This is a genomic window from Catellatospora sp. NPDC049609 (genome assembly GCF_040675365.1).
GTDB lineage: Bacteria > Actinomycetota > Actinomycetes > Mycobacteriales > Micromonosporaceae > Catellatospora.
The window spans coordinates 1-26,439 of record NZ_JBFAOU010000108.1 but is presented as its reverse complement, the minus strand read 5'-3'; the positions used below and the strand labels follow the sequence as shown (position 1 = coordinate 26,439).

The window sequence follows — 26,439 nt, the reverse complement described above, 5'->3', positions numbered from 1 at the left end:
GTCGCCGTGATCGACACGGGCGTCGAGGCCAAGCACCCCGACCTCAACGGCAACGTGCTGGTCGGCTTCGACACGGTGACCAGGTCGCCCGGCCGCCCCGGGCCCGGTGGCCTCCTCGCCGCCCTCGGCGGGCCCGCCGGGGCGCGGTGGCGCGCCGGGAGGCGTCGGGCCGGGTGCCGCTGGGTAGGGTCACGTCGTGAGCGACTCAGTCCTCGTCATGGGAGTGTCCGGCAGCGGCAAGACCACCGTCGGCACCCGGATCGCCAAGCGCCTCGGCGCCGTCTTCGCCGACGGCGACGACCTGCACCCGCAGGCCAACATCATGAAGATGTCGGCCGGCATCCCGCTGACCGACGACGACCGCGAGCCGTGGCTGCGGCGGTGCGCCGACTGGCTGGCGGTGCAGCAGGACGAGGGCCTGCCCGCGGTGCTGGCCTGCTCGGCGCTCAAGCGGTCCTACCGCGACGTCCTGCGCGAGGCCGCCCCGGACCTGCGCATCGTCTACCTGGACGGGTCGCGTGAGCTGCTGGCCTCACGCCTGTCCCACCGGCCCGGGCACTTCTTCAACCCGCGCCTGCTCGACTCCCAGCTCGCCGACCTGCAACCCCCCGGCGCCGCCGAGGGCGCGATCGTCATCCCGATCACCCTCACCCCCGACGAGGTCATCGACCGCGCCGTCACCGAGCTGTCCGCCCGCGACTGACAAGCCCCTGGCGGGACGGGGCGGGGGCGGACCAGCCGTGCTGGACCAAGCGGGCTCTGCGCACGCCGTCCGGACGGCGGTCGTGGTGCCGTCGACGCCGTCGCGGGCCCCAGCGGGCCATCACCACGCCGCCCGAACCCGGCCGGTCGGGCACAGACCGGCCCGACCGGCCGAGCGCTTGCGTTGATCATGAAGTTGTGGCCGTGACACGCCGCCGAGCCGTGCCATAAGTTCATGATCGACGCAAAAAAAGGGCCCGGCCACGCGGGGCGGCCGGGCCGGGTCGGGGTGGGTGGGTCAGTGGTCGGCTTCGTTCCAGTCGTGGCCGGAGCCGACGGAGACCTCGAGCGGGACCGACAGGTCGACGGCGCCGCCCATCTCGCGGCGGACCAGCTCCTCCAGGGTCTGGCGCTCGCCCTCGGCCACCTCGAAGACCAGCTCGTCGTGGACCTGCAGCAGCATGCGCGAGGTCATGCCGGCCTCGCGCAGGGCGCGGTCGACGTTCAGCATGGCCAGCTTGATGACGTCGGCGGCGGAGCCCTGGATGGGGGCGTTGAGGGCCATCCGCTCGGCCATCTCGCGGCGCTGGCGGTTGTCGCTGGTCAGGTCGGGCAGGTAGCGGCGGCGGCCGAGGATCGTCGCGGTGTAGCCGTCCTTGCGCGCCTGGTCGACGATCTCGCGCAGGTAGTCGCGCACCCCGCCGAAGCGGGCGAAGTAGTCCTCCATCAGGCCGGTCGCCTCGGCGGTGGAGATGCCGAGCTGCTGCGACAGGCCGTACGCGGACAGCCCGTACGCCAGGCCGTACGACATGGCCTTGATCCGGCGGCGCTGCTCGGCGGTGACCTCGTCGGTGGCGAACACCTTCGACGCGACCGTGGTGTGCAGGTCCTCACCGGTGGCGAAGGCCTCGATCAGGCCCGCGTCGCGGGACAGGTGCGCCATGATCCGCATCTCGATCTGGCTGTAGTCGGCGGTGAGCAGCGACTCGAAGCCCGGCCCGACCACGAACGCGCGGCGGATGCGCCGGCCCTCCTCGCTGCGGATCGGCACGTTCTGCAGGTTCGGGTCGGTGCTGGACAGCCGGCCGGTCGCCGCGACCGTCTGGAAGAACGTGGTGTGGATGCGCCCGTCGTCGCTGACCGACTTGAGCAGCCCGTCCACCGTCGTCTTCAGCTTGGCCACGTCGCGGTGGCGCAGCAGGTGCTCCAGCAGCGGGTGCTGGGTCTGCGCGAACAGCCACTGCAGCGCGTCGGCGTCGGTGGTGTATCCCGTCTTGATCTTCTTGGTCTTGGGCAGGTTCAGCTCGCCGAACAGGATCTCCTGCAGCTGCTTGGGCGAGCCCAGGTTGAACTCGCGGCCGATCACCGCGTACGCGGCCTGCGCCGCGGCCTTCACCTCGCCCGCGAACTGCGCCTCCAGCTCGGTGAGGTAGTCGGTGTCGGCGGCGATGCCCATCCGCTCCATGCTCGCCAGCACCGGCACCAGCGGCAGCTCGACGTCGGCCAGCAGCCGCTGCCCGTCGCCGCGCGACAGCTCCCCGGCCAGCGCGTCGACCAGGTCCAGCGTCGCGCGGGCGCGCAGCATCAGCGCCTCCTCCGCGGCGTGGTCGGCCGAGCCGTCGCCGAAGTCCAGCGCGAGCTGCCCGGTGCCGGTCGTCTCGGCCCGCAGCTCGCGGTGCAGGTAGCGCACGGCCAGGTCGGCCAGGTCGTAGGAGCGCTGGTCGGGCCGGGCCAGGTAGGCCGCGAGGGCGGTGTCGTGGGTGAGCCCGCGCAGCTGCCAGCCGCGCGCGGCGAGCGCCAGCAGCGCCGGCTTGGCGTCGTGCAGCACCTTGGGCCGCGACGGGTCGGCCAGCCAGGCGGCCAGCGCCGCGTCGTCGGCGGCGTCGAGGTCGGTGGGGTCGCACCACACGGCGGCGTGGTCGGCGGCCAGGGCCAGCCCGGTCAGCGTGCCGGTGCCGCGGCCGAACGTGCCGGCGACCGCGATGCCGACCGGGCCGGTGGCCTGCTCGGTCAGCCATGCGGCCAGCGCGCCGGGCTCGGTCAGCACGGTGCCGTCGATGTCGAAGCCCGCCTCGACCTCCGGCTCGGCGGTGTCGAGGTACTGGTACAGCCGGTCGCGCAGCACGCGGAACTGCAGCGTGTCGAAGACCTGGTGCACCGCCTCGCGGTCCCAGGTGGTCCAGTGCGTCGAGGGGATGTCCAGGGACAGTTCGAGGTCGTCGCGCAGCTGGTTGAGCTGGTGGTTGCGCATGACGCCGGCCAGGTGCTCGCGCAGGCTCTCGCCGGCCTTGCCCTTGATCTCGTCGACCCGGGCGATGACACCGTCGAGCCCGTCGTACTGCGTGATCCACTTGGCGGCGGTCTTCGGGCCCACGCCCGGCACGCCGGGCAGGTTGTCGCTGGACTCGCCGACCAGCGCGGCCAGGTCGCGGTAGCGCTCCGGGGGCACGCCGTACTTCTCCATGATCGCCGCCGGGTCCATGCGGGCCAGGTCGGAGACGCCCTTGCGCGGGTAGAGCACGGTCACGTCGTCGCCGACCAGCTGCAGCGCGTCCCGGTCGCCGGTGCAGATCAGCACCCGCATGCCCGCCTCGCGGCCCTGCCGCGCCAGCGTCGCGATGACGTCGTCGGCCTCGTATCCCGCCAGCTGCACGTGCTTGACCTGCAGCGCGTCGAGCACCTCCTGGACCAGGCTCACCTGGCCCTTGAAGTCGGTCGGGGTCTCCGAGCGGCCGGCCTTGTACTCGGCGTACTGCTCGGTGCGGAACGACTGGCGCGACACGTCGAACGCCACGGCCACGTGGGTGGGCCGCTCATCGCGCAGCACGTTGATCAGCATCGAGGTGAACCCGTACACCGCGTTGGTGGGCTGCCCCGTGCTCGTGGAGAAGTTCTCCACCGGCAGCGCGAAGAACGCCCGGTAAGCCAGCGAATGCCCATCAAGCAACAGCAGCGTCTCAGTCACCCGACGAGCTTATGCCCTCCCCCTGACGCCCACCCCCGCGCCGCCCCGCACCCCACCCGGCCCCACCCCACCGGGTTGATCATGAACTTATGGACGTGTTCGACGTCGTGTCGCTGCCACAACTTCATGATCGACGCGCCGCCGGGGGCGGGCCGGGGCCGGGGCCGGGCGGGTTAGGGGGCGGGGTCGGTGATGCGGACGCCGATGGTGCCGTCGAGGCCGCGGCGGATGCGGCTGCCCCAGAGGGTGATGCGGCCGAGGATGCCGTACTTCTTGATCAGCAGGTGGCGGACGGCGGCGGTCTCGTCGCTGCCCAGCAGCTTGGCGCGGGCGGGGATGGTGGGGCCGGTGACCTTGCCGCGGACGTCGCAGTCGCTGATGGTGACCTTGCTGCTGCGGCGCAGGCGCTTGACCTTGCCGCTGTCGGTGACGGTCCAGACGTAGATGTCGGCGCCGTCGCGTACGGCCCAGACCGGCGTCGGCACCGCCCGGCCGTCCTTGCGGAACGTGGTGACCAGCAGGTAGTTGCCGAACTCGAGATCCGCGACGGTAGGCATGCGCACACGGTACTGCCAGCCGGGCCGCGCGGCGCGGCCGAGGTCGGCGGGCCGGGCCCGCCACACGGGACGGGACCGCCGGGAATCCGTTCCCCGCCGGTCCCGTCCCGTGCCGGAGGCCGTCAGCGGATCTCGTACTTCTCCCACGGGCCGGCGGTGGTCGCCCGGGACCGGAGCATGCCCAGCCGCGCGCCCGTGTAGGACAGCTCGGCGGTGGCGTACTTGCCGTTGGCGTCGCTGTTGAGCCCGCCGTTCCACGCCCAGAAGTACTGCTTGGTGCCGACGCTGGTCGACGAGGCGCGCAGCATCCCGTTGTCCACGCCGGTGTATCCGGTCTCCACCGTCACCCAGCGGTTGTTGGCCAGTGACCGGATCGAGAGCATGCCGCCGGAGGTGCCCGACTCGTAGCAGAACTCGAACCGCTCCCAGTCGCCGACGCTGGTCGCCCGCGCCCGCAGCATGCCGTACCCGGTGCCGGTGTAGCCGAGCTCGGCGGTCACGTACTTCTTCGCGCCCAGCGAGTACAGCGCGCCGTCCATACAGTTCGCCGCGTGCGCCGGCGCCGCTCCCGCCACCGCCGCGACCAGACCCGCGCACAGCCCGACAGAAGCGGCCGCGACGGCCGCCTTGAAACGCCTGAATGCCATGACGTCCCCGTTTTCTCAAGATGTTCCGAATGACGCTGTCGACCAGGTCGCCGCAGCGGAGACAGAACATAAGGGCGCCCGTGCGATGTGGACCGTGCCGGTCTGCCGCGCCTGCGCGACGCGGTGGCCTCCCGCGTTCCGGCGCCGTGCCTGCCGCGCCTGCGCCTGGCGGATCCACGCCGGTCGACTCGGGACCGTCCACGGCGGATGCGGCGATGCGCCGCGGTTCAGAGCACTTTCGACAGGAAGTCGCGGGTGCGGGGGTGCTGGGGGTTGGCGAGCACCTCGCGCGGGTGGCCGGACTCGACGACGACGCCGCCGTCCATGAAGATGAGCTGGTCGCCGACCTCGCGGGCGAAGCCGATCTCGTGGGTGACGACGACCATGGTCATGCCGTCGCGGGCCAGGTCCTTCATCGCGTCGAGGACGTCGCCGACGAGCTCGGGGTCCAGGGCGCTGGTGGGCTCGTCGAAGAGCATGAGCTTGGGGTCCATGGCCAGGGCGCGCGCGATGGCGACGCGCTGCTGCTGGCCGCCGGACAGCTGCGCCGGGTAGTTGCCGGCCTTGTCGGCCAGCCCCACCCGGTCCAGCAGCTCCATGCCGCGCCGGCGCGCGTCGGCCTTGCTCTGCCCCTTGACCTGCGTGGGCGCCTCGATCACGTTCTCCAGGGCGCACATGTGCGGGAACAGGTTGAAGCGCTGGAACACCATGCCGATGTCGCGACGCTGCGCGGCGACCTCCTTGTCCTTCAGCTCGTAGAGCTTGTCGCCCTTCTGCCGGTACCCGATGAGCCGGCCGTCGACCCAGATCCGCCCTGAGTCGATCTTCTCCAGGTGGTTCATGCAGCGCAGCAGGGTGGACTTGCCGGAACCCGACGGGCCCAGCACCACGCAGACACTGCCGCGCTCCACCGTCAGGTCGATGCCGCGCAGCACCTCGACGTGACCGTACGACTTGTGCACGTTGTCCGTGCGGACCATGAACTCCTCGGGCGCGGTCATGGCAGCTCCGGGTTCACTCCGTGCTCGGCGGCCAGGCCTTCGAGCTTCAGCTTCGCCGCGCCGGTGCGGCCGTGGCCGCGGGAGAACCGGCGCTCCAGGAAGTACTGCCCGACCAGCAGGATGCTGACCAGGAACAGGTACCAGATGATCGCGGCGACGTACATCGGGAAGATCAGGTACGTGCGGCTGCCGATGGCGGACAGCTGGAAGAACAGCTCCGCCGTCACCGGTACGGCGATGAGCAGCGAGGTGTCCTTGAGCATCGCGATGGTCTCGTTGCCCGTCGGCGGGATGATGACCCGCATCGCCTGGGGCAGCACGACGCGGCGCATCGCCCGCCCCCGGCTCATGCCCAGCGCGGTCGCGGCCTCGCCCTGCCCCGGGTCGACCGACAGCATGCCGGCGCGCACGATCTCCGCCATGTACGCCGCCTCCGACAACGCCAGGCCCAGCACACCGACCAGGAAGCCGCTGAGCAGCTCGCGGGTGGTGAACCCGAACAGCCGCCAGTTCGCGTCCTCGATGCCGAACAGCCGGCCGAGGTACGTGTCGAACGGGACGCCGAACTCCAGCCGGGGCCACAGGATGCCCAGGTTGCCCATGACGATGAGCAGCACGTACCGCGGCACGGCCCGGAAGAACCAGGTATAGACCCAGGACACGCCGCGCAGCACCGGGTTCTCCGACAGGCGGGCCACCGCGATGACCACACCGAGCAGCACCCCGATGATCATCGACAGCACGGTGATCGACACCGTGCCGAGCAGGCCCCGCAGCACGGGCGGCTTGAACATGTTCTCGACCATGAACTGCCACTCGAACGCGCTGTTCGTCAGCAGCATGTGCACGAACATCGCGACCAGCACGGCGATCACGGCGATCGCGACCCACCGTCCCGGGTGCCGGACCGGGATGGCCTTGATCGGCTCGGCCTGCCGCGGCAACGGCGTCGCCGAGGGCGTCGGCTCGGTCATGGCCTACGGGTTGATCTGCGCGCTCGGCACGGCGCCGGCCTGCACGCCCCACTGGTTCAGGATCTGCTCGTAAGTGCCGTTCTTGATCAGCTCGTCGACCGCGGCCTGCAGCGCCTGGGCGAACTGGGCCTGGTCCTTGTTGACGACATACCCGTACGGCGCCGCGTCGTAGACGTCGCCGATCGCCTGCAGCTGGCCGTTGGACTGCTTGACCGCGTACGCGGTGATCGGGGAGTCGGCCAGCATGGCGTCGTCCTTGCCGGTCACCACGGAGTTGGCGACCTGGTCCTGGCCCGCGTACGGGTTGATCACCACGGCGGGCTTGCCCGCCGCGACGCACGCCTCGGACCGCTTGGCGATGTCCTCGGCCTGCACCGTGTCCCGCTGCACGGCGATGCGCTTGCCGCACGGGCTGTTCGGGTCCACGCCCGCCGGGTTGCCGGCCTTGGTCGCCCACTGGGTGCCCGCGTTGAAGTAGGTCACCATCTGGGCCTGCTTCTTGCGGTCGTCGTTGACCGTGAATGAGGAGACGCCGACCTCGTACTTGCCCGACTGCACGCCCGGGATGATGTCGCCGAACGTGCCGGGCTGCACCTCGACGTTCAGGCCCAGCGTCTGCGCGACGGCCTTGAACAGGTCGATGTCGAACCCGATCACGGTGCTGCCGTCCTCGGCGAGGAACTCGTTCGGCGCATACGTCGCGTCGGTGCCCACCAGGATCTTGCCGTCGGACTTGATCGCGTCCGGGACCATCGCCGCCAGGGTCGGGTTGACCGACACCGACGGCGCGGCACCCGTCGGGGTGCCCGACGGCTCGCCCCCGCCGCCGCAGCCGCTCGCGGCCAGCGCGAGAGCGATCGCTCCGACTGGAATCAGTCTCTTGAGCACATCTATCCCCTTTGCGTACCGTGTGATGATTCACGGTAACGCAAAGTACGGCAGGCCATGACGGGAAACGGGAGCGGCCCGCCGCCCGCACCCTGCCGGATGCGCGCGACGGGCCGCCCGTCGAACAGCTCAGCCCACGCCGAGGTAGGCCGCCTTCACCGCCGGGTCGTGCAGCAGCTCGGCGCCGGTGCCCTCCTTGACGATGGAGCCGGTCTCCAGGACGTACGCCCGGTGCGCCCGCGACAGCGCCTGCTGCGCGTTCTGCTCCACCACCAGCACCGTGGTGCCCTGCTTGTTGATCTCGACGATGATGTCGAAGATCTGCTGGATGATCATCGGGGCGAGGCCCATCGACGGCTCGTCCAGCAGCAGCAGCTTCGGCCGGCCCATCAGCGCCCGGCCCACCGCCAGCATCTGCTGCTCGCCGCCCGACAGCGTGCCACCGGCCTGCTTGCGCCGCTCCCGCAGCCGCGGGAACAGGGTGAACACCCGCTCCATGTCCTCCGCGATGGCCGCGGTGTCACGGCGCGTGAACGCACCCATGTCGAGGTTCTCCTGCACCGTCATGCCCGGGAACACGCCCCGGCCCTCCGGCGACTGGCAGATGCCCCGGACCACCCGCAGGTCGGCCCGCACCTTGGAGATGTCCTCCCCGTTGAAGCGGATCGCACCCGAGGCGATCGGGCGCAGGCCGGAGATGGCCCGCATCGTGGTGGTCTTGCCGGCGCCGTTCGCGCCGATCAGGGCCACCACCTCGCCCTCGTCGACGTGCAGGCTGATGCCGTGCAGCGCCTCGATGCGGCCGTACCGCAGGGTCACATTGTCGATCTCAAGCAGCATCTTCGGCCACCCCCAGGTACGCAGCGACCACCTTCGGGTTCTCCCGCACCTCGGCGGGGGACCCCTCAGCGATCTTCTTGCCGAACTCGAGCACCACGATACGGTCGGTCACGCCCATGACCAGGCGCATGTCGTGCTCGATCAGCAGGACCGTGTAGCCCCGGTCGCGGATCTTCTTGATCAGGCCGAGCAGCTCCTCCTTCTCCGCCGGGTTGAAGCCGGCGGCCGGCTCGTCCAGGCAGAGCAGCTTCGGCTCGGTGGCCAGCGCACGGGCGATCTCCAGCCGCCGCTGGTAGCCGTACGGCAGGTTGCGGGCGACCTCGTTGGCGCAGTCGGCGATGCCGACGAACTCCAGCAGCTCCATCGACTTGCGCTCGCCGGCCCGCTCCTCCAGCGTGTGCCGGGAGATGCCGAAGACCTTCGCGCACGCCCGCTTCGTCTGCTGCCAGGCACGCACCGCACCGTTGGTCGAGGTGACCCGCGGCAGCTCGTGCTCCTTGGCCTTGACCCGGTACAGCCGGAACAGGGCGCCCACGACGCTGGTCTTGTGCCGGGAGTCGGTGCCGACCATGACGTTCTCCAGCGCCGTCATCTCCGGGAAGAGACGGATGTTCTGGAACGTCCGGGCGATGCCGAGCCGGTTGATCTGGTGCGGCTTGCGCCCGCTGACCCGGCCGCCGAGGAAGCGCACCTCGCCCGCGGTGGGCCGGTAGACGCCCGTGATCGCGTTGAAGCAGGTGGTCTTACCCGCACCGTTCGGGCCGATCAGGCCCAGGATCTCCCCCTGGTGGATCTTGAAGTCGACCCCGTCCAGGGCGACGACGCCACCGAAGCGCAGCGTCACCTGGTCCACCTCGAGCACCACGGGACGCTGGGCGCCGGTGGCCTGCATGTTCTCAGGCATTAGCCGGAGCCTCCTTCTCACGGTCCTTCAGCTCGCGGGCACGGCGCCGGCTCGGGATGAGGCCCTGCGGGATGAAGAGCATCACCAGCAGCAGCGCCACACCGAAGGCCAGGTTGCGGTACTCGGCCACCTCCCGGAAGCGCTCCGGCAGGTAGGTCAGCAGGACCGCACCCGCCGCCACACCGGCCATGTTGCCCGAGCCGCCGACCACGACCATCGCCACGAACAGGATGGACAGCGCCGCGTCGAACTGCGCCGGCTGGATGAAGCCCTGCCGGCTGGCGAACAGCAGACCCGAGATGCCGCCCAGCGCCGCGCCGATGGCGAACGCCCACAGCTTGAACTTGAAGCCCTGCACGCCCATGACGGCGGCGGCGTCCTCGTCCTCGCGGATGGCCAGCCACGACCGGCCCACCCGGCTGTTCTCCAGGCGCCGCACCAGGAACACCATGATCAGCACCACGGTCAGCGCCAGCCAGTACCACGGCTTCGGGTCGAGCAGGCCGAAGATGTTGTTGTCCGCCGACGGCGCACCCTGCGGGCCCGGAATCGCTCCGATGCCCTCGGCGCCGTTGGTGACCTCCTTCATGTTCTTGGCCACGATGCGGATGATCTCGCCGAAGCCCAGCGTCACGATGGCCAGGTAGTCACCGCGCAGGCGCAGCGTCGGCCAGCCCAGCAGCACACCGGAGATCATCGCCGCCGCGATCGCGATCGGGATGCACGCCGCCCAGGCCACCGCCCAGGTCGTGCCCAGCCCGAACTCCTGCTGGATCCACTGCACCACCGGCGACTGCGTCGAGCCGAACAGCGCCACGCTGTACGCGCCGATCGCGTAGAAGCCGACATAGCCCAGGTCCAGCAGGCCCGCCAGACCGATCACGACGTTCAGGCCGATCGCGATCAGGACGTAGACCGCGCACAGGAACAGCACGCCGGCCCAGCTGTTGCCGCCCTCGATGTAGTCGGTGCGGAACCAGGTCAGGCCCGGGATGCCCAGCAGGGGCAGGTAGTAGAGGAAGGCCACGCCGGCGGCGTACGCCACGAAGCGCTGCCAGCCCGGCAGGCTGCGCCAGCGGTCGCCGATCGCGCCGGTGACCCCACGAATACCCTGGCTCATGCGCGCGCCCTCCCCAGCGACTCACCCAGCAGACCGGTCGGACGGAACAGCAGCACGACCACCAGGACCACGAACGCGAACACGTCTTCCCAGGTCGACTGGGTCAGCGTCGCGCCGTACACCTCGATCACGCCGAGCAGCAGGCCGCCGAGCAGCGCGCCGCGCAGGTTGCCGATGCCGCCGAGCACCGCGGCGGTGAACGCCTTCAGGCCCAGCACGAAACCGATGTCGAACTTGGTGATCTGGTAACGCATGTCCCACAACAGCGCCGCGGCGCCCGCCATGATCCCGCCCAGCACGAACACGAGCATGATCACTCGGTCCTTGTTGATGCCCATCAGGGCCGCGCTGTCCGGGTTCTGGGCCACCGCGCGGATCGCGCGGCCGTTCCGCGTCTTGTTCACGAACCAGTCCAGGCCGACCATCATCACCAGCGCCGACACCAGAATGATGATCTGGATGTTGTTGATCTCGGCGTTGCCGATGGTCAGCACGGTCTCCCGCTTGATCAGCGAGGGCATGCCGACGACCAGCCGGCCCTGCCACAGACCGAAGATCTCCTGGAGCACCAGGGAGATGGCGATGGCGGTGATGAGGAAGATCAGCGGCGGCACGTTCTTCTGCCGCAGGCGCCGGTAAGCGGTCCGTTCCACCAGCAACGCGGTGCCACCGGACGCGGCCGCGCCCACCAGCAGGCCGCCCAGCAGCAGCATGATCGCGGTGCCCAGCGGGGGGTTGTCGGTGACGCCGAGCAGGCTCCAGAAGCCGAAGATGGCGAACGTACCGACCATCCACACCTCGGAGTGCGCGAAGTTGATCAGGCGCAGCACACCGTAGACGAGGGTGTAACCGAGCGCGACGAGGGCGAAGATGGCGCCCTTCGCGAGACCATCGATCGTGTGTTGACCGATGTTCTCGAACAGTGCATTCCAGTTCACGAATACTCCCTATTACCGGGCGCGGCCGGGGAGTTGAACTCCCCGGCCGCTCCCCTGGTCGCTAGCTCAGCTGAGCGCGATCTCGGACTGCGCGACGATGGCGCCGCCCTTGACCTCGTACGCCCAGATGACGACCTTGGTCTTGTCGACGTCACCGGTGGTGTCGAACTTGATGTACTTCGACACGCCCTGCTTGTCGTACGCCTTCACGAACGCGAGGATGTCGGCACGCGCGGTCTTGCCGGCCTTGAAGGCCTCCAGGAACACGGTGGCCGCGTCGAAGCCCTCGGCGCCGTAGGAACCCGGCGCGACGCCGTACTCCTTCTGGAAGTCCGCGGCGAAGGTGCCGCCGGCCTTGTCGGCCGGGAGGCACGGGCAGGTCACGATCGCGCCCTCGGCCGCCGCACCGGCGCCGCTGACGAAACCGGGGTCGTACAGACCGTCGAAGCCGACGAACTTGGCCGTGATGCCGGCCGCACGCAGCTGCTTGAGCAGCGGCGCCGCCTCGTTGGTGTAGCCGCCGTACGCGATCGCGTCCGCCTGCGAGCCCTTGACCTTGGAGACGGTCGCGTCGAAGTTGGTCTGCTTCTCCTGGACCTTGTCCTCGCCCGCGAACAGCGAACCGATACCGGCCTTGACCTCCTTGATGATGCCGGCGCCGTAGGTGGTGCCGTCATCGATCAGGAAGACCTTGGTCGACTTGAGGGTGTTCTTGAAGTACACCGACGCGGCGGCACCCTGGGTGCTGTCGTTGCCGACGACGCGGTGGAACGCCTTGTTGCCCACGGCGGTGAGCTCCGGGTTGGTCGCCGACGGGGAGACCATCGCCAGGCTCGCGGCCTCGTAGATCGGCATGGTGGCCTTGCTCTCACCCGAGAAGGCACCGCCGATGACGCCCAGGAACTTCTGGTCGCCGGCGATCTGGTTCGCGATCGGGGTCGCCTGCGCCGGGTCACCCTGCGTGTCGAACTCCTGCAGCGTCACCTTGCAGTTCGGGTTCGCCTCGTTGAACTGCTTGACCGCGAGCTTCGAGCCCTGCAGCGACGGGATGACCAGACCAGCGTTCGGGCCGGTGAAGGCACCGAAGGTCGCGATCGTGCCACCGCACTGGGCCGACGGCGTCTCGGTGCCGCTGCCCGAGTCCTGGCAACCCGCCGCACCGATCAGCGCCGCGGCCATCGCGACGCCGCCGAGCGCCCGTAGATAGTTCCGCTTCACAGCTTTCTTCCTCCTCCGAGTGCAGGCACGGTCGCACGTGACGAATCACACGAATCAGGGGTGACCTTCGCCACGTACGGGGCCGCCCGCCTGCGATGCGGCCCGTGGTGGCGGACGTTACCTCAGCAGGGATCACGAGTGAAGGCCGAGCAGGGCAGTACGTCAAAACGTTACGGACGGTTGCCCTAACGAGTGATCAACTGTGTCGAGCCCCAGGTCGGATCGTTACTCAATCGACACCGGGGTCCCATTCGGCGACCCATACGCGACCGTTCGCGCCGTCATCGGTCAGCAGCACCACCCGGCGTCCGTCACTCACCGCAGACACCGCGCGATCCGCCCCCGCCGGCATCGGCACCGGCGCCTCCACCTGCCGCCACCGGTCACCCGACGCCGACCGCCACAGCGTGAACCGCGAGCCGTCCGACACCGCCGCCAGCACCCGGTCGCCCGCCGCGACCGCCGCCCGCACCTGCGCCGCCCCGCCGCCCCCGCGCGTGCCGCCGAACGTCCCCGCCGGCTCCCAGCGCTCCCCCACCAGCCGCCACGCCCCGAACACCGGACCCGTCAGGCCCACCGCGTACGCCGACCCGCCCGCCACGGTCACCCGCTGGAACTCGTCGTACTCCGCCGAACCCGGCGCGGGCACGCGGGTCCAGCGCTCGCCGTCGGCCGAGCGCCACGCCAGCGGATCGCGGTCGATCCGCCCCGGCGCGATCAGGCCGCCCACCATCAACCAGCCGCCGTCGGTCGCCGTCGCGTCGAAGTTCCAGGTGTTGCCCCGGTCGTCGCTGGAAAGCTCCGGCGCCCCCTCGACGATGCGGAACTCGCGCGCGTCCGGCGACAGCCACACCGCCGCGCCCGCCGCCCGGTTCCCCGTGATCAGGTAGCCGCCCGGCCCCGACACCAGCCGCGCCACGTTGACCGCGCGCGGGCCGCCGAACAGCTCCCAGCCCGCGATAACGTCCTCCAGCACCCCGTCCGGGCGCTGGCGCCAGCTGCTGGTCCGGGGGTACGCGTGCGCGCCGCCCGACTTCGCGCCGAGCGCGGCCAGCCGGCCGTCCTTGCAGGCCACCGAGTACAGCACCTGCACCCGGCCCCAGAAGGTGTGCGGATCGGTGGCCATGACCTGCCACGACACACCGTCGCCACTGCTCCACGCGGCCGGCCGGGTGTCCCCGCGGCGGTCGGCCACCGCGCCGGACAGATACCACCGGTCGCCGCAGCGCACCGCGTCGCGCACGATCACCCTCGCGACCTCGCCGGGCGGGTGCGGCAGCGACACCTCCCGCCACTGCGGGCGGACCGGCTCCGGCTCCGGTGGTGCCGGAGCCTGCGCCGGGGTGCACGCCGCGACGGCGGCCAACAGGAAGGCGGCAGCGGCGAGGATCCCGCGACGGGAGCGCATCGCCTGATCGTAGGAGCGCCGCCCGCCCGTGGCTACTACTCCGCCGACTCCGCGGCGGCGGCCTCGACGATGATCCGCTCGGCCACCTCGCGCATCGTCAAGCGGTGATCCATCGCGGTGCGCTGGATCCACTTGAACGCCTGCGGCTCGTTCATGCCGTACTGCGTCATCAGCGCGCCCTTGGCCCGCTCGACCGCCTTGCGGGTCTCCAGCCGGTCGTTGAGCCCGGCGACCTCGGCCTCCAGCGCCGCCACCTCGGCGAACCGGGACAGCGCGATCTCGATGGCCGGCACCAGGTCGCTCTGCTGGAACGGCTTGACCAGGTACGCCATCGCACCCGCGGCGCGGGCCCGCTCCACGAGGTCGCGCTGGCTGAACGCGGTCAGGATGATCACGGGGGCGATGCGCGCGCCGGCGATGCGCTCGGCGGCCGCGAGCCCGTCCATGATCGGCATCTTGATGTCCAGGATGCACAGGTCGGGGTGCAGCTCCTCGGCCAGCTTCACCGCGGTCTCGCCGTCACCGGCCTCGCCGACCACGTCGTAGCCCTCCTCGCCGAGCATCTCGGCCAGGTCCAGCCTGATCAGCGCCTCGTCCTCCGCGATCAGCACGCGCTTGCGCGCGACACCAGCCTGCTTCTCGGTCACCGGAACCACTACCCCCACACCACGAATGCCGTTTGCCTACCCGGAAGCCTAGTCGGGTACAGTGAGCCAGGTTCGCCGGGATGGTGTAATGGCAGCCACGGTGGATTCAAAATCCACTGCTCGAGAGAGCGTGCGGGTTCGAGTCCCGCTCCCGGTACTCATGTCGCACGGTTGTTCGAGAATCGTCGGCTGTGCATCCCCTCGCGATCCGCCGCCAGGCCCGCGCCGATTACCGTGCCGGCACCTCGATGAGCACCATCGCCGCCCGGCTCGGGCTCCCCTACCAGACGGTGCGGAACTGGTGCCGGGCCAACTCGACCGACGGAGTGTTCACCGAGGACCGCTGCCCGCGCTGCAGGCCCGCTCCGGGCCTGCCGGATCCGGCCGACCAGTACGCCTACCTGCTCGGCCTTTACCTCGGCGACGGGCACTTGGTCACCAAGACGAAAGTGCCTGTCCTCCGCGTGTACTGCGACGAGATCTACCCCCGGCTGATCGAGGCCTGCGAGCAGGCCATGCTGCGAACTCTCGCGCACAGCGTGCAGCGCGTCCGGCAGAGAGGCTGCGTCGGCGTGCAGAGCTACGGCAAACACTGGCCGTGCCTGCTGCCCCAGGCGGGGCCGGGCAGGAAGCATGAACGAAGGATCGCTCTCGAGTCCTGGCAGGAGGTGGCCGTGCGGGCGCACCCCGGCGACTTCGTACGCGGGCTGTTCCATTCCGACGGGTGCCGCGTCGTCAACCGGGTCCGTAAGGCGGGCAGGCCCTACGAGTACCCGCGCTACCTGTTCGCCAATGAGTCCGCCGACATCCTGGCGCTGTGCGGGTGGGCGCTGGACCTGCTCGGCGTGGCCTGGCGGCTCAACCGGCCCAACTCGCTGTCCGTCGCGCGCCGCGAGGCCGTGGCCGTGCTCGACCGGCACGTCGGCCCGAAGTCCTGACCCTGACCCGACGCTTGTGCGGCGGCGTTGCTCCGGCGCGGCACCGGGTGGACATCCCGACGAACCCCGTGCCGGGCCGCACACCTCCTGGATCGTCCTAGGAATCCAGGCCGTGGCCTCCGGCGCCGGGCCGCCGAGCCGCGTGACAACGCCGTGGCAACCCGATGGCAGGCATCGACCGGCATGGTGGCGGCGGCCGCCCGGGCGGCCGTCATCACTCGTTCCCACGGGGCGGGCGGGTCCAGGCCTGCCCGAGCGGAAGGAGATTCTGTGCGATTCGCTCTGCGACTGCTCGGTTCGGTCGAGGTCGACAGCTCGTCCGCGGTCCGCGGTGTGAAACCGCGGGCGCTGCTGGCCACGCTGGCGCTGCAGCCGAACCGCACGGTGTCGTTGGATCTGCTCGCCGAGGCGCTGTGGGAGCCGTCGGAGGTGCCGCGCTCGGCGGTGGCGAACGTGCGCACGTACGCCAACACGCTGCGCGGTGCGCTGGGCCGCGCCGGGGTGGAGCTGATCAACCAGGCCGGCGGGTACGTGCTGCGGGTCGCCGCGCAGCGCTGCGACCACCTGATGTTCGGCGAGCTGGCCGACGCCGGCCGGGCGGCGCTCGCCGACGGCCATGCGGAGCAGGCGGTGGCGTCCCTGCATGCGGCGCTGGATCTGTGGCGGGGCACCGACGCGGCCGGTGGCGTGCCGCGCCTCGGGCCGCTGCACGGCTGGCTGGGCTGCCTCGACCAGGAGCGGTTGCGGGCGTCGGAGAACCTGGCCGAGGCGCTGCTGGCGGCGGGCGACGCGCGGTGCGCGGTGCGCGAGCTGCGCCGGCTGCTCGCGGTCGCGCCGCTGCGCACCCGCGCGTGGTGGCTGCGGATGTCGGCGCATCACCGGCTGGGTGAGCACGATGCGGTGTCGACGACCTTCCGGGAGGCCACCCGGGTCTTCCATGACGAGCTGGGCCTCGACCCCGATCCGGCGTTGCGCGAGCTCTACCGCACGCTGCTGAGCTGGCCGCCCGGCGGGGTCGACCTGCCCGCCCCGGCCCTGTCCTAGGTGCGGTGGGAGGGCGGTCGCCCTCCCACCGCCGCCGGTCGTCAGCAGTCGCAGTGGACGATCGACCACGGCCCGGTGCCGGCCACGACGCACACGCGGCGGCGCTCCAGGCGCCACCGGCCGCAGCCGACGACGCACCGGGTCTCGTACTCGCACCACTCGGCAGCGGCGCTGATCCCCGGTACGAACAGGCTGGTCAGCTTGTCCGCGACGGCCTTGACTGCACGCATCGCCTCGCCTCCCTCCGGAACATGCGGTCCCCCGTGTGGTGACCGCTGGCGCCGGACGTTAGCGACCGCCGCTACGCCGTCGATACATCTGCATGTGTAGCCGTCCTGTCGGGCCGGCGCCTACCGTCGGCCGCACTGTCGCACCGAGGGAGTCGCTCGTGGTGTACGTCCTGCTGGCCTGCCGCTGCGCGCTGGGGCTGGTGTTCGCCGTCTCGGCGGGCTCGAAGCTGTCCAGCCGGGCGGCCTTCGCCGAGTTCAGCGCGATGCTGAAGGCGTCCGGGCTGGTCCCGGCGCGCTGGCGCAAAGCCGTGGCCGTGGCCGTGATCGCGCTGGAGATCGCCGTCGTGGTGCAGCTGGCCGGCGTGCAGGTGCCGGCCGGGCTGGCCCTGGCGGTGCTGCTGCTGGCGGTGTTCACGGCCGGGATCGGGCTGGCGGTGCGCCGCGGCACCGCGGTGGCCTGCCGCTGCTTCGGCGGCTCCGGCACCACGCTGGGTTACCCGCATCTGGTGCGCAACCTGCTGCTGCTCACCCTCGCGGCGGTCGGGCTCGCCGCCGCGTCCGGCACCGGGGCGCCGCATCCCGGCGGTGTCGCCGTCGCCGTGGTGGCGGGCGCCGCCGCCGCGGCGGTGCTGGTCCGCTTCGACGAGCTCACCGGCCTGTTCACCGACCCCGTCTAGGAGATCCGCCATGCCCTACCTGATCGCCGCCGTCGTCCTGCTGGGACTGCTGTGCCTGCTGAACCTGGTGCTCACCTACGGGGTGGTGCGGCGGCTGCGCCGGCACTCCGAGATCCTGGCCGCGCGCGAGGACACCGGGCAGACCGGCGGGTCGACGGCGCCGGCCGGGACGGAGCTGCCCCCGTTCTCGGCGGTGTCGGTGCAGGGCGGCGAGCTGTCCGAGCGCAGCTTCACCGCGCCGACGCTGGTCGGCTTCTTCAGCCCCGGCTGCCCGCCCTGCGAGGCGCTGATCCCCCGGTTCGTCGCCGCGGCGGCGGCCGGCGGGTCGAGCGCTCTGGCCGTGGTGGAGGAGGAGGAAGGCATGGAGGCGTACGTCGGCCGGTTGCGGAGCGTGGCCACGGTGGTGGCCGGACCGCAGGCACGGGTGCTGGCGAAGGCCTTCGCGGTGCGCGGGTATCCGGCGATCTGCCTGGTGGGCGCCGGCGGCGTCATCGCCGACACGGGGGTGGCCGTGGTGGACCGCGTGGGCGCGATCCGGTCATGAGCGACGGTTCGCCGACCTCGCGCCGGGCTGCCGCCCGGGTCGCCGTGGAGCTGGGCGTGCGCGCCGCGCCGGGGATCATGTGGACCCTGGTGGGGCTGGCGGTCGCCGGGTCGCTCGTCCCGGTGGCCGCGGCCTGGCTGATGAAGGGGGTGCTGGACCGGCTGGCGGCCGGGGCCGGGTCGTGGTCGGCGGTCGCCGTGGCCGCGACCGGCCTCGCGGTCACCGGGCTGGCCGGGGCGGTGCAACCCCACCTGTCGACGTACCTGCAGGGCGAGTTCGGCCGCCGGACCAGCCTGCTCGCGCAGGACCGGCTCTACCGCGCGGTCAACGGGTACGGGGGCCTGGGCCGGTTCGAGGACGCCGCCTTCCTCAACCGGCTGCGCCTGGCCCAGCAGTGCGGCCAGGACAGCCCGGGGCAGATCATGGGCAGCACGCTCGGGCTGCTGCGCGCGCTGACCACGACCGCCGGTTTTCTCGTCTCGCTGCTGCTGATCAGCCCGGGGATCGCCGCGCTGGTGGTGCTGAGCGGCCTGCCCATCCTGCTCGGCGAGCTCCGGCTGGCCCGCGCGCGGGCGGAGACCACGTTCAAGGTGACCTCGATCGAGCGGCGGGAGCTGTTCTACGCCACCCTGCTGGGCGACGCGCATGCGGCCAAGGAGGTGCGCCTGTTCGGCCTGGGCGATCATCTGCGCGACCGGATGCACGCCACCCGGGTGTCCATCAACGGCCTGCAGCGCCGGGTGGACCGGCGCGGGCTGCTCGTCCAGGGCGCGATCGCGGCGGGGTCGGCGGTGGTGGCGGCGGTGGGCCTCATCTGGGCGGTCCGGGCCGCGGCGGCGGGTGCGCTGTCGGTCGGGGACATCTCGATGTTCGTGGCGGCGGTGGCCGCGGCCCAGGGCACCGTCGGGGGTCTCGCGGCGGCGGTGGCCGTCACCCACCACCACCTGCTGATCTTCGGGCACTACCTGGCCGTCGTCCGGGCCGGCTCGGACCTGGCGCAGCGGTCCGGGCAGCCGGTCGCGCTGCCTGAGCTGCGCCGCGGCATCGAGCTGCGCGATGTCTGGTTCCGCTACTCCCCCGCGCATCCCTGGGTGCTGCGGGGCGTGACCATGACGATCCCGCACGGCGACGCGGTCGCCCTGGTCGGGCTGAACGGCGCGGGCAAGAGCACGCTGGTCAAGCTGCTGTGCCGGTTCTACGACCCGTCGCGCGGCAGCATCCGCTGGGACGGCGTCGACATCCGCGAGGTGCCGGTCGAGCAGCTGCGCGCCCGGCTGGGCGCGATCTTCCAGGACTACGTGGAGTACGACATGACCGCGGCGGAGAACATCGCCGTCGGTGATCTGGCGGCGGACCGTACGGCCGTCGAGACCGCCGCGCGCGAGGTCGGCATCCACGAGAAGCTGATGTCCCTGCCGTACGGCTACGACACCATGCTGAGCAGGTCGTTCCTGGCGGCGGACGACGACACCGACGGCAACCAGGGGGTGAGCCTGTCCGGGGGCCAGTGGCAGCGGCTCGCGCTGGCCCGGGTCCTGCTGCGGCGGCGGCGGTGCCTGCTGATCCTCGACGAGCCCAGTGCCGGGCTGGACGCCGAGGCCGAGGCGGAGATCCACCAGCGGCTCGGGGCGCACCGCGCCGGGCAGACGAGCCTGCTCATCTCGCACCGCCTGGGCGCGGTGCGCGGCGCGGACACGATCGTGGTGCTCGACGGCGGGGTGGTGGTCGAGCAGGGCAGCCATGACCTGCTGCTGCGGGCGGGTGGCCGGTACGCGCAGCTGTTCGCGTTGCAGGCCGACGGTTACCGGCCCGCCGATGCCGAGCCCGCCGCGCGGGCCGGGTGAGCACGGAGGCCGTGATGTCCTGGTGGTACGCCGGTGTGCTGGTCCTGCCGCTGGTGGCGGTGCTGCGCTGGGGGCGGCGCAATCTCGTCCGGGTCACCGTGCGCGGGCGCAGCATGCAGCCCACGTACGCCGACGGGCACCTGCTGCTGGTCCGCCGGGTGCCGCCGCGGCGGCTGGCGGCGGGGCGGGTGGTCGTGCTGGAGCGGCCCGACGAGCCGGACGGGTTGGGCTGGTCCGCTCCGCCGTGCGCCGGTGGGGCCGTCGGCGGACGCAGCTGGCTCGTCAAGCGGCTCGCCGCCGTGCCCGGCGACCCGGTGCCGCCGGGCGTGGCCGGTGCCGGGGACGTCGGCACGGTGCCTGCGGGCCGCGTGGTCGTGCTGGGTGACAATGCCGCGGCCAGCATGGACTCCCGCGAGATCGGCTTGGTGCCGGTGGAGCGGGTGCTCGGGGTGGCGCTGCGGTCCCGGCGCCCGGCGGCAGAGCGCGGTCCGGCGCGGGGTTGAGCCGCCCGCCGCGGCCGGTCAGCCGACCGGCACCGGTTCGGCGGTCACCGGGGCGGCGGCGCGGACCCGGCGCCAGGCGCGGACGGCGAACCCGACGGCGACCACCCACGCGGCGAGGACCAGCGGGTACGCGTACACCCCGAGGGTGGTCTCGAGGTCGGCGACGCGGAGCAGGCTGCGCGTGTTGACGACGACGATCAGGCCGCCGACGAAGGCGCCGAGCAGCTGCGCCGGCACGTGCCTGACCAGCCAGGCGGCGATGGGCGCGGCGATGACACCGCCCACGAGCAGGGCGGCGACGGTGGGCAGCACGAAGCCCTCGGAGCCGAGGCCGATCAGGAAGCCGACGCTGGCCGCGCCCGCGACGAGGAACTCGGAGGCGCCGACCGAGCCGATGACCTTGCGCGGCTCCATGCTGCCGGAGGCGAGCAGCGTGGGCGTGGCGACGGGGCCCCAGCCTCCGCCGCCGGTGGCGTCGATGAAGCCGGCGAACAGCCCGAGCGGGCCGAGGAAGCGGGTGGGCAGCGGGCGCGGGCGGGTGGGCCGCAGTGGCCGGGCGAACCGGAACAGCAGGTAGATGCCGAGTGCGAGCAGGATGCCGGCGGTCCACGGGACGGCGGCCTCGGTGGAGACGCTGCTGAGCACGGTGGCTCCGGCGAAGGCGCCGAGGGCGCCGGGCAGCGCGATGTTGACCACGACGCGCCAGTCGATGTTGCCGAAGCGCCAGTGGGCGATGCCGGAGGCGAGGGTGGTGCCGACCTCGGCGAGGTGGACGGAGGCGGAGGCGGTGGCGGGCGAGATGCCGGCGACCAGGAGCAGGGTGCTGGAGGTGACGCCGTAGGCCATGCCCAGGGCGCCGTCGACGAGCTGGGCGGCGAGCCCCACGAACGCCATGATCAGTAGTTTCCGCACGGTATGCCTCCCACTGATCCCACCTACCAGGTAATTCCGATCAGTTTAATAGGAAAAGTGGGAGAGGCAAGACCGAGTTGTTAACAAGTGGTGAAACGAGGCTGTCGGGTACCCGTCAGGCAGCGGCGACCGGCAGCGGCACGGCGATGTCGGCGGGCAGCTCGCCGGCGATCACGTGGGCGATGGTCACCCGGGTGAGGATGCCCCGCTCGGACTCCTCCACCGCGTTCCACACCTGCTGCAGCGCCTGCGCCGCGCCCAGCGGGGCGTCGGCCGGCACGGCGCGCGGCGAGCCGAGCGGGCCGTCGATGACCTCGATGACGTCGACGAGCGCGATCTGCTCGGCGGGCCGGGCCAGCCAGTACCCACCCTCGGGCCCGCGCTGGGCGAAGACGACGCCGCCGCGGCGCAGCTGCAGCAGGATGCTCTCGCAGAACTTCGGCGGGATCTCCTGCGCGCGGGCGATGCGCTCGGAGGTGACCGGGCCGTCGCCTCCGGAGGCGAGTTCGATCACGGCACGTAGCGCGTAGTCGACGCGGGCGGACAGTCGCATGACCCGATTATCGCCCCACTGGATCACCAGCTGACCCCACACGGACCACAGGCGTGACCGGAATCGCTCATGATCCCGACGATCTTGCGCGAACTGTTAGGGATTTGTCCGGTTCGAGTGTGTCGTACCCACAGTTCACGCAAGATCGGCGCGGTGAGGGGTCAGGCGCCGACGGGGCGGAGGAGGCCTTCCTGGGCGGCGGTGGCTATGTGGCGGCCGTCGCGGGTGAACATGCGGCCGGTGGCCAGGCCGCGGCTGCCGGAGGCCGAAGGGCTGGCGCAGTCGTAGAGGAACCACTCGTCGGCGCGGAAGGGGCGGTGGAACCACAGGGCGTGGTCGAGGCTGGCGCCGATGACGCCGCCGGGGCCCCAGACCTCGCCGTGGACCGACAGGACCGCGTCGAGCAGGGTCATGTCGGACATGTAGGTCAGGGCGCAGGCGTGCAGCAGGGGGTCGTCGGGGAGCTTGCCGTCCAGGCGCATCCAGACGCGCTGCAGGTCGGCGGCGACGCGCTTGCCGGGGCGGACCCAGCCGGGCTCGTTGACGTAGCGGACGTCCATGGGGCGGGGCAGGATCTTCCAGATGCCCAGGCGCTCGGGGTACGGCGCGAGCCGGTCGGTCATGGTGGGCAGCTCGTCGGGGCCGGGCACGTCGAGGGGGGCCGGGTCGTGGTGGTCCAGGCCCTCCTCGCGCACCTGGAACGAGGCGGACATGAGGAAGATCGGCTTGCCGCGCTGGATGGCCACCGAGCGCCGGACGGAGAACGAGCGGCCGTCGCGGATCTTCTCGACGTGGTAGTCGATGGGCTGGGTCATGTCGCCGGCCCGGACGAAGTATCCGTGCAGCGAGTGCACGTGGCGGGACGGGTCGACGGTGCGCCCGCCGGCGACCAGGGCCTGCGCCGCGACCTGCCCGCCGTAGACGCGGGGCGGGCCGATCGGCGGGTTCTGGCCCCGGAAGACGAGATCGTCGACCGGGGCCAGGTCCAGCAGCTCGACCAGGTTGTCCACGGCGGCCTGGCCGGTGATGGGCTCCGTCATGTCACGTCCGTTCGCGCGGGCGGGGCACGCCGCGCGCCCCGGTCGCGCTCACCCTAGCCCTGGGCCGCCTGCGGGGCCTGGGCCAGGGTCTGCGGCATGGCCAGCGAGCCGAGCTGGTGCACGCGCAGGGTGTTGGTGGAGCCGGGGGTGCCGGGCGGGCTGCCCGCGACGACCACCACGTAGTCGCCGACGTTGGCCCGGCCGAGGCTGAGCAGCCGCTCGTCGACCTGCCGGAACATGTCGTCGGTGTGGTGCACGAACGGCATGAGGAACGTCTCCACGCCCCAGGACAGCGCGAGCTGGTCGCGCACGGCCGGCTCCGGGGTGAAGGCGAGCAGCGGCAGCTCGCAGTGCAGCCGGGCGAGCCGGTGCACGGTGTCGCCGGTGACGGTGAAGGCGACCAGCGCCTTGGCGCCGACGGCGCGGGCGATCTGCGAGGCGGCCACGGTCAGCGCACCGCCGCGGGTGCGCGGGTCGTGCTGCAGCCGGGGCACGGAGATCTGGCCGGCCTCGGTGGTCGCGATGATCTTCGCCATGGTGCTGACGGTGAGCACCGGGTACTTGCCGACGCTGGTCTCGCCGGAGAGCATCACCGCGTCGGCGCCGTCGAGCACGGCGTTGGCGACGTCGGAGGCCTCGGCGCGGGTCGGGCGCGAGTTCTCAATCATCGAGTCGAGCATCTGCGTGGCCACGATGACCGGCTTGGCGTACTCGCGGCCGAGCTGGACGGCGCGCTTCTGCACCAGGGGGACCTGGTCGAGGGGCAGCTCGACGCCGAGGTCGCCGCGGGCGACCATGAGGCCGTCGAAGGCGTCCACGATGGCCTCGAGGTTGTCCACCGCCTCGGGCTTCTCGATCTTCGCGATGACGGGGCGGACGATGCCGACCTCGTGCATGATCGCGTGCACCAGCTTGATGTCCTCGGGCGAGCGCACGAAGGACAGGGCGATCAGGTCGACGCCGAGCTGCAGCGCGAAGCGCAGGTCCTCGGCGTCCTTGTCGGACATGGCGGGCACCGACACGGCCACGTTGGGCAGCGAGACGCCCTTGTTGTTGGAGACCGGCCCGCCCTCGATCACGAGGCAGCGGATGTCCGGCCCACTCACCCCTGTCACCTCGACGGCGACCTTGCCGTCGTCGATGAGCAGGCGGTCGCCGACCTTGACCTCGGCCGGCAGCTTCCGATACGTACAGGAGACCCGGTCGGCCGTGCCAAGGATGTCGTCGCTGGTGATGACAACACTGTCACCGGTACGCCACTCGTGGGGGCCGTCCGCGAACTTGCCAAGTCTGATCTTGGGACCCTGCAGGTCGGCCAGCGTCGCGACAGCCTTGCCGGTGGCGGCCGACACCTCACGGACCCGCAGGTAGGCCTGCTCGTGGTCGGCGTGGGAGCCGTGGCTGAAGTTCATGCGGGCGACATCCATCCCGGCCTCGACGAGCCCGCGGAGGCGCTCGGGGGACCAGGTGGCGGGGCCGAGAGTACAGACGATCTTTGCGCGGCGTGTCACGACGGGCAAGCCTAGTCCTCTGATGTGACCTACGTTGCAACGGGGCGACACTGTCTCGACAAATGCGCGATACACGCGGGAGACTGATCGATCGTTCAGTGCCCGGTTTCGGCCCTGGTGGGCCGTCCCGCTCCCCCGCCGAACGCCGCCGCCACGGCGGCCGGCAGCTTCTCCCAGACGCCCTGGCCGGGGTCGAAGCAGGTGCCCGGCACGGGCCGGTGCACCACGATCTCGTCGATGCCGAGCGCCGCGTACCGGTGGGCGAACTCGACGAACGCGTCCACCGAGCGCAGCGGGTGCTCCTGCGTGAAACCCGTCAGCAGGATGTGCGACAGCTCCGCCGCGTCGCGGCCGGCCGCGGCGCACGCCCGGTCCAGGCCGGCGAGCTGGTCGGCGATGATGCCGGGGATGAGCGCGGGGTCGGTCTCGTCGCCCTTGCGCGCCGGGCCGGTGGTGATCCAGGCCTGCCCGTGCCGGGCGGCCAGGGCCAGGCCGCGCGGGCCGGTCGCGGCGACCGCCAGCGGCACGCGCGGGCGCTGCACGCAGCCGGGCAGCATGCGGGCCTCGTACGCCGAGTAGTGCTTGCCGTGGTGGGTGGTGTCGCCGTCGGTCAGCAGCCGGTCGAGCAGCGGCACGAACTCCTCGAACCGCTCCGTGCGCTCCGCCGTGGACCAGGGCGTCTGCCCGAGCACCGTCGCGTCGAAGCCGACGCCGCCCGCGCCGACGCCGATGGTGATCCGCCCGTCGGAGACGTCGTCGAGGGTCATGACGTCCTTGGCCAGGGTGACCGGGTGGCGGAAGTTGGGCGAGGTCACCATCGTGCCCAGGCGCAGCCGGTCGGTGACGCCCGCGGCCGCGGTGAGCGTGGGCACCGCGCCGAACCACGGCCCGTCGCGGAAGGTGCGCCAGGACAGGTGGTCGTAGGTGTAGGCGGCATGGAAGCCGAGTTCCTCGGCCTCGCGCCAGATGTGGCGGCCCTCGCGCCAGGGGTACACCGGAAGGATCAACGCCGAGACTCGCACCTGACGACCCTACCCGGCGCTAGGCCGCCAGCCGTGGGCGGTTGAGCATGGCGTTGATCTCGGTCCGGCGGGCGTGACGCTGCGCCTCGCGCAGGCCGCGCAGGTATTCGACCAGCTCCTCCTTGGCCCGCGGGTCGAGGTCGGACTGCAGGATCGGGGACAGCTCCTCGTCGGCGTCGCGGTCGGGCACGCCAGCGGCCGCGGCCAGCGCGTTCACGATGTCGTCGCCGAGCGCGTCGGCGACCCGCCGCACCGAGCCGACGGTCACCGAGTCGCCGCCGTCGGACGCCTTCATCCAGTCGAAGATCGTCTGGCGGGCGATGCCGGACTCGCGGGCCAGCTTGGCCACCGACCACTCGGGCCGGTCACACATGCGCCGGAGATATCTGCCCCACTCCGTGACCGGCTGCGGTCTTTCCTTCGCCCGTACTGCGTCGCCCATACCTAACAGATTAGCCGCGCGTTACGGTGCGGCTCCATAGGTCCCGCGTCGCTATCAGATGACGTCTCAGGTTCTGGAAAGCCCACGCCAACACGCGTGGTGAGAGGCTCGCCCGTCACCCGTTCGGGGGTAATAGACAGTTTCAGACGTCGCCGCTTGCGTCGCCTGCGGACGACGATTATGTTGACGTCCAGCACAGACCGACAGATCCAGATGACGGTGCGTCGCCCGCAAACAACGCGGTCCGCGCCCGGACCGCGTCACCGCATCTGATCTGCCGGCCGTGCCGCAGCGGCCCGCCGCTGCTCCCCCCTCGCGGCGGGGGGGGGGGGGGCGGGCGGCGGGGCGGGGGCGCGCCGCCCCGCCCGCG

27 protein-coding genes and 1 tRNA gene are annotated in these 26,439 nt (G+C 71.6%); 8 read left to right on the top strand and 20 right to left on the bottom strand.

The window, feature by feature from the left end; translation table 11 throughout:
* Window positions 1-196: 196 nt before the first annotated feature.
* The gene (locus AB0J67_RS26025) at window positions 197-703 is read left to right on the top strand and encodes a gluconokinase (RefSeq protein WP_363486075.1); all 507 of its coding nucleotides are present in this window, start codon (window positions 197-199) and stop codon (window positions 701-703) included.
* A gap of 297 nt (window positions 704-1,000) precedes the next feature.
* Here the strand turns inward: AB0J67_RS26025 and polA are convergent, their stop codons facing one another.
* The 13 genes from polA to AB0J67_RS25960 all read right to left on the bottom strand — a co-directional run bounded on the left by polA (window position 1,001) and on the right by AB0J67_RS25960 (window position 14,809).
* Window positions 1,001-3,667, bottom strand: a complete 2,667-nt coding sequence (gene polA / locus AB0J67_RS26020; protein WP_363486074.1) for a DNA polymerase I — start codon at window positions 3,665-3,667, stop codon at window positions 1,001-1,003.
* Between the two features lie 173 nt (window positions 3,668-3,840).
* A complete protein-coding gene (locus tag AB0J67_RS26015) occupies window positions 3,841-4,224 on the bottom strand; it encodes a PPOX class F420-dependent oxidoreductase (RefSeq protein ID WP_363486073.1) in 384 nt (127 codons plus the stop codon).
* A gap of 122 nt (window positions 4,225-4,346) precedes the next feature.
* Window positions 4,347-4,871: a hypothetical protein gene (locus AB0J67_RS26010; RefSeq protein ID WP_363486072.1), complete on the bottom strand. Its 525-nt coding sequence runs from the start codon at window positions 4,869-4,871 to the stop codon at window positions 4,347-4,349.
* Window positions 4,872-5,098: 227 nt separating this feature from the next.
* The gene (locus tag AB0J67_RS26005) at window positions 5,099-5,872 is read right to left on the bottom strand and encodes an amino acid ABC transporter ATP-binding protein (protein ID WP_363486071.1); all 774 of its coding nucleotides are present in this window, start codon (window positions 5,870-5,872) and stop codon (window positions 5,099-5,101) included.
* Window positions 5,869-6,846 (bottom strand): amino acid ABC transporter permease, encoded by a 978-nt coding sequence (locus tag AB0J67_RS26000; protein ID WP_363486070.1) that lies wholly within the window; start codon window positions 6,844-6,846, stop codon window positions 5,869-5,871. The genes AB0J67_RS26005 and AB0J67_RS26000 overlap by 4 nt, the downstream gene beginning before the upstream one ends.
* 3 nt (window positions 6,847-6,849) lie before the next feature.
* On the bottom strand, window positions 6,850-7,734 hold the full coding sequence (locus AB0J67_RS25995; RefSeq protein WP_363486069.1) for an ABC transporter substrate-binding protein: 885 nt from the start codon (window positions 7,732-7,734) through the stop codon (window positions 6,850-6,852).
* 129 nt (window positions 7,735-7,863) lie between these two features.
* The gene (locus tag AB0J67_RS25990; RefSeq protein WP_363486068.1) at window positions 7,864-8,574 is read right to left on the bottom strand and encodes an ABC transporter ATP-binding protein; all 711 of its coding nucleotides are present in this window, start codon (window positions 8,572-8,574) and stop codon (window positions 7,864-7,866) included.
* Window positions 8,564-9,478: an ABC transporter ATP-binding protein gene (locus AB0J67_RS25985; RefSeq protein ID WP_363486067.1), complete on the bottom strand. Its 915-nt coding sequence runs from the start codon at window positions 9,476-9,478 to the stop codon at window positions 8,564-8,566. Before AB0J67_RS25985 ends, AB0J67_RS25990 begins: the two co-directional genes overlap by 11 nt.
* Window positions 9,471-10,598, bottom strand: a complete 1,128-nt coding sequence (locus AB0J67_RS25980; protein WP_363486066.1) for a branched-chain amino acid ABC transporter permease — start codon at window positions 10,596-10,598, stop codon at window positions 9,471-9,473. Before AB0J67_RS25980 ends, AB0J67_RS25985 begins: the two co-directional genes overlap by 8 nt.
* Complete coding sequence (locus tag AB0J67_RS25975; protein ID WP_363486065.1) at window positions 10,595-11,536, bottom strand: branched-chain amino acid ABC transporter permease; 942 nt, start codon at window positions 11,534-11,536, stop codon at window positions 10,595-10,597. Before AB0J67_RS25975 ends, AB0J67_RS25980 begins: the two co-directional genes overlap by 4 nt.
* A gap of 66 nt (window positions 11,537-11,602) precedes the next feature.
* Window positions 11,603-12,754 carry a branched-chain amino acid ABC transporter substrate-binding protein gene (locus AB0J67_RS25970; RefSeq protein WP_363486064.1) on the bottom strand — a complete coding sequence of 384 codons (1,152 nt, stop codon included), beginning with the start codon at window positions 12,752-12,754 and terminating at the stop codon, window positions 11,603-11,605.
* 229 nt (window positions 12,755-12,983) lie between these two features.
* Window positions 12,984-14,162 carry a hypothetical protein gene (locus AB0J67_RS25965; RefSeq protein WP_363486063.1) on the bottom strand — a complete coding sequence of 393 codons (1,179 nt, stop codon included), beginning with the start codon at window positions 14,160-14,162 and terminating at the stop codon, window positions 12,984-12,986.
* Window positions 14,163-14,197: 35 nt separating this feature from the next.
* Window positions 14,198-14,809 carry a response regulator gene (locus AB0J67_RS25960; RefSeq protein WP_155374664.1) on the bottom strand — a complete coding sequence of 204 codons (612 nt, stop codon included), beginning with the start codon at window positions 14,807-14,809 and terminating at the stop codon, window positions 14,198-14,200.
* A gap of 74 nt (window positions 14,810-14,883) precedes the next feature.
* Between AB0J67_RS25960 and AB0J67_RS25955 the strand changes: the two genes are divergently transcribed.
* The 3 genes from AB0J67_RS25955 to AB0J67_RS25945 all read left to right on the top strand — a co-directional run bounded on the left by AB0J67_RS25955 (window position 14,884) and on the right by AB0J67_RS25945 (window position 16,791).
* A tRNA-Leu gene (locus AB0J67_RS25955) sits at window positions 14,884-14,966 on the top strand.
* Window positions 14,967-15,000: 34 nt separating this feature from the next.
* Window positions 15,001-15,747, top strand: a complete 747-nt coding sequence (locus AB0J67_RS25950; protein ID WP_363486062.1) for a transcriptional regulator — start codon at window positions 15,001-15,003, stop codon at window positions 15,745-15,747.
* A 270-nt stretch (window positions 15,748-16,017) separates the two neighbouring features.
* Window positions 16,018-16,791, top strand: a complete 774-nt coding sequence (locus AB0J67_RS25945) for a BTAD domain-containing putative transcriptional regulator (RefSeq protein WP_363486061.1) — start codon at window positions 16,018-16,020, stop codon at window positions 16,789-16,791.
* A gap of 41 nt (window positions 16,792-16,832) precedes the next feature.
* On the opposite strand, the gene AB0J67_RS25940 is transcribed toward AB0J67_RS25945, so the two are convergent.
* Window positions 16,833-17,021, bottom strand: coding sequence for a hypothetical protein (locus AB0J67_RS25940; RefSeq protein WP_363486060.1), 189 nt, complete (start codon window positions 17,019-17,021; stop codon window positions 16,833-16,835).
* Window positions 17,022-17,179: 158 nt separating this feature from the next.
* Between AB0J67_RS25940 and AB0J67_RS25935 the strand changes: the two genes are divergently transcribed.
* From AB0J67_RS25935 to AB0J67_RS25920, 4 genes are read left to right on the top strand one after another with little or no spacing between them, the layout of a single operon-like run.
* Window positions 17,180-17,698, top strand: a complete 519-nt coding sequence (locus AB0J67_RS25935; RefSeq protein WP_363486059.1) for a MauE/DoxX family redox-associated membrane protein — start codon at window positions 17,180-17,182, stop codon at window positions 17,696-17,698.
* Between the two features lie 10 nt (window positions 17,699-17,708).
* The gene (locus AB0J67_RS25930) at window positions 17,709-18,242 is read left to right on the top strand and encodes a hypothetical protein (RefSeq protein ID WP_363486058.1); all 534 of its coding nucleotides are present in this window, start codon (window positions 17,709-17,711) and stop codon (window positions 18,240-18,242) included.
* On the top strand, window positions 18,239-20,086 hold the full coding sequence (locus AB0J67_RS25925) for an ABC transporter ATP-binding protein (RefSeq protein ID WP_363486057.1): 1,848 nt from the start codon (window positions 18,239-18,241) through the stop codon (window positions 20,084-20,086). Before AB0J67_RS25930 ends, AB0J67_RS25925 begins: the two co-directional genes overlap by 4 nt.
* A gap of 14 nt (window positions 20,087-20,100) precedes the next feature.
* A complete protein-coding gene (locus AB0J67_RS25920) occupies window positions 20,101-20,589 on the top strand; it encodes a S26 family signal peptidase (RefSeq protein WP_363486056.1) in 489 nt (162 codons plus the stop codon).
* 18 nt (window positions 20,590-20,607) lie between these two features.
* On the opposite strand, the gene AB0J67_RS25915 is transcribed toward AB0J67_RS25920, so the two are convergent.
* From AB0J67_RS25915 to AB0J67_RS25890, 6 genes are all read right to left on the bottom strand, one after another.
* Complete coding sequence (locus AB0J67_RS25915) at window positions 20,608-21,501, bottom strand: sulfite exporter TauE/SafE family protein (protein WP_363486055.1); 894 nt, start codon at window positions 21,499-21,501, stop codon at window positions 20,608-20,610.
* 115 nt (window positions 21,502-21,616) lie between these two features.
* Entirely contained in the window at window positions 21,617-22,054 is a 438-nt protein-coding gene (locus tag AB0J67_RS25910; protein ID WP_363486054.1) for an Rrf2 family transcriptional regulator, read from the bottom strand.
* Window positions 22,055-22,215: 161 nt separating this feature from the next.
* Window positions 22,216-23,094: an acyl-CoA thioesterase II gene (locus AB0J67_RS25905; RefSeq protein WP_363486053.1), complete on the bottom strand. Its 879-nt coding sequence runs from the start codon at window positions 23,092-23,094 to the stop codon at window positions 22,216-22,218.
* A gap of 53 nt (window positions 23,095-23,147) precedes the next feature.
* A complete protein-coding gene (gene pyk, locus AB0J67_RS25900) occupies window positions 23,148-24,605 on the bottom strand; it encodes a pyruvate kinase (RefSeq protein ID WP_363486052.1) in 1,458 nt (485 codons plus the stop codon).
* Between the two features lie 95 nt (window positions 24,606-24,700).
* A complete protein-coding gene (locus AB0J67_RS25895; protein ID WP_363486051.1) occupies window positions 24,701-25,627 on the bottom strand; it encodes an LLM class flavin-dependent oxidoreductase in 927 nt (308 codons plus the stop codon).
* Between the two features lie 19 nt (window positions 25,628-25,646).
* Window positions 25,647-26,000, bottom strand: coding sequence for a hypothetical protein (locus AB0J67_RS25890; protein ID WP_363486050.1), 354 nt, complete (start codon window positions 25,998-26,000; stop codon window positions 25,647-25,649).
* Between the last annotated feature and the right edge of the window lie 439 nt (window positions 26,001-26,439).

What these genes read in the sequence shown, in the direction of transcription:
- AB0J67_RS26015 (WP_363486073.1), bottom strand. Translation starts at nt 4,224, where the DNA reads ATGCCTACCGTCGCGGATCTCGAGTTCGGCAACTACCTGCTGGTCACC.
- AB0J67_RS25980 (WP_363486066.1), bottom strand. Translation starts at nt 10,598, where the DNA reads ATGAGCCAGGGTATTCGTGGGGTCACCGGCGCGATCGGCGACCGCTGG.
- AB0J67_RS25905 (WP_363486053.1), bottom strand. Translation starts at nt 23,094, where the DNA reads ATGACGGAGCCCATCACCGGCCAGGCCGCCGTGGACAACCTGGTCGAG.
- AB0J67_RS25930 (WP_363486058.1), top strand. Translation starts at nt 17,709, where the DNA reads ATGCCCTACCTGATCGCCGCCGTCGTCCTGCTGGGACTGCTGTGCCTG.
- AB0J67_RS26005 (WP_363486071.1), bottom strand. Translation starts at nt 5,872, where the DNA reads ATGACCGCGCCCGAGGAGTTCATGGTCCGCACGGACAACGTGCACAAG.
- AB0J67_RS25990 (WP_363486068.1), bottom strand. Translation starts at nt 8,574, where the DNA reads ATGCTGCTTGAGATCGACAATGTGACCCTGCGGTACGGCCGCATCGAG.
- AB0J67_RS25925 (WP_363486057.1), top strand. Translation starts at nt 18,239, where the DNA reads ATGAGCGACGGTTCGCCGACCTCGCGCCGGGCTGCCGCCCGGGTCGCC.
- AB0J67_RS26000 (WP_363486070.1), bottom strand. Translation starts at nt 6,846, where the DNA reads ATGACCGAGCCGACGCCCTCGGCGACGCCGTTGCCGCGGCAGGCCGAG.
- AB0J67_RS26010 (WP_363486072.1), bottom strand. Translation starts at nt 4,871, where the DNA reads ATGGCATTCAGGCGTTTCAAGGCGGCCGTCGCGGCCGCTTCTGTCGGG.
- AB0J67_RS25985 (WP_363486067.1), bottom strand. Translation starts at nt 9,478, where the DNA reads ATGCCTGAGAACATGCAGGCCACCGGCGCCCAGCGTCCCGTGGTGCTC.
- AB0J67_RS25940 (WP_363486060.1), bottom strand. Translation starts at nt 17,021, where the DNA reads ATGCGTGCAGTCAAGGCCGTCGCGGACAAGCTGACCAGCCTGTTCGTA.
- AB0J67_RS25890 (WP_363486050.1), bottom strand. Translation starts at nt 26,000, where the DNA reads ATGTGTGACCGGCCCGAGTGGTCGGTGGCCAAGCTGGCCCGCGAGTCC.
- AB0J67_RS25920 (WP_363486056.1), top strand. Translation starts at nt 20,101, where the DNA reads ATGTCCTGGTGGTACGCCGGTGTGCTGGTCCTGCCGCTGGTGGCGGTG.
- AB0J67_RS25965 (WP_363486063.1), bottom strand. Translation starts at nt 14,162, where the DNA reads ATGCGCTCCCGTCGCGGGATCCTCGCCGCTGCCGCCTTCCTGTTGGCC.
- AB0J67_RS25910 (WP_363486054.1), bottom strand. Translation starts at nt 22,054, where the DNA reads ATGCGACTGTCCGCCCGCGTCGACTACGCGCTACGTGCCGTGATCGAA.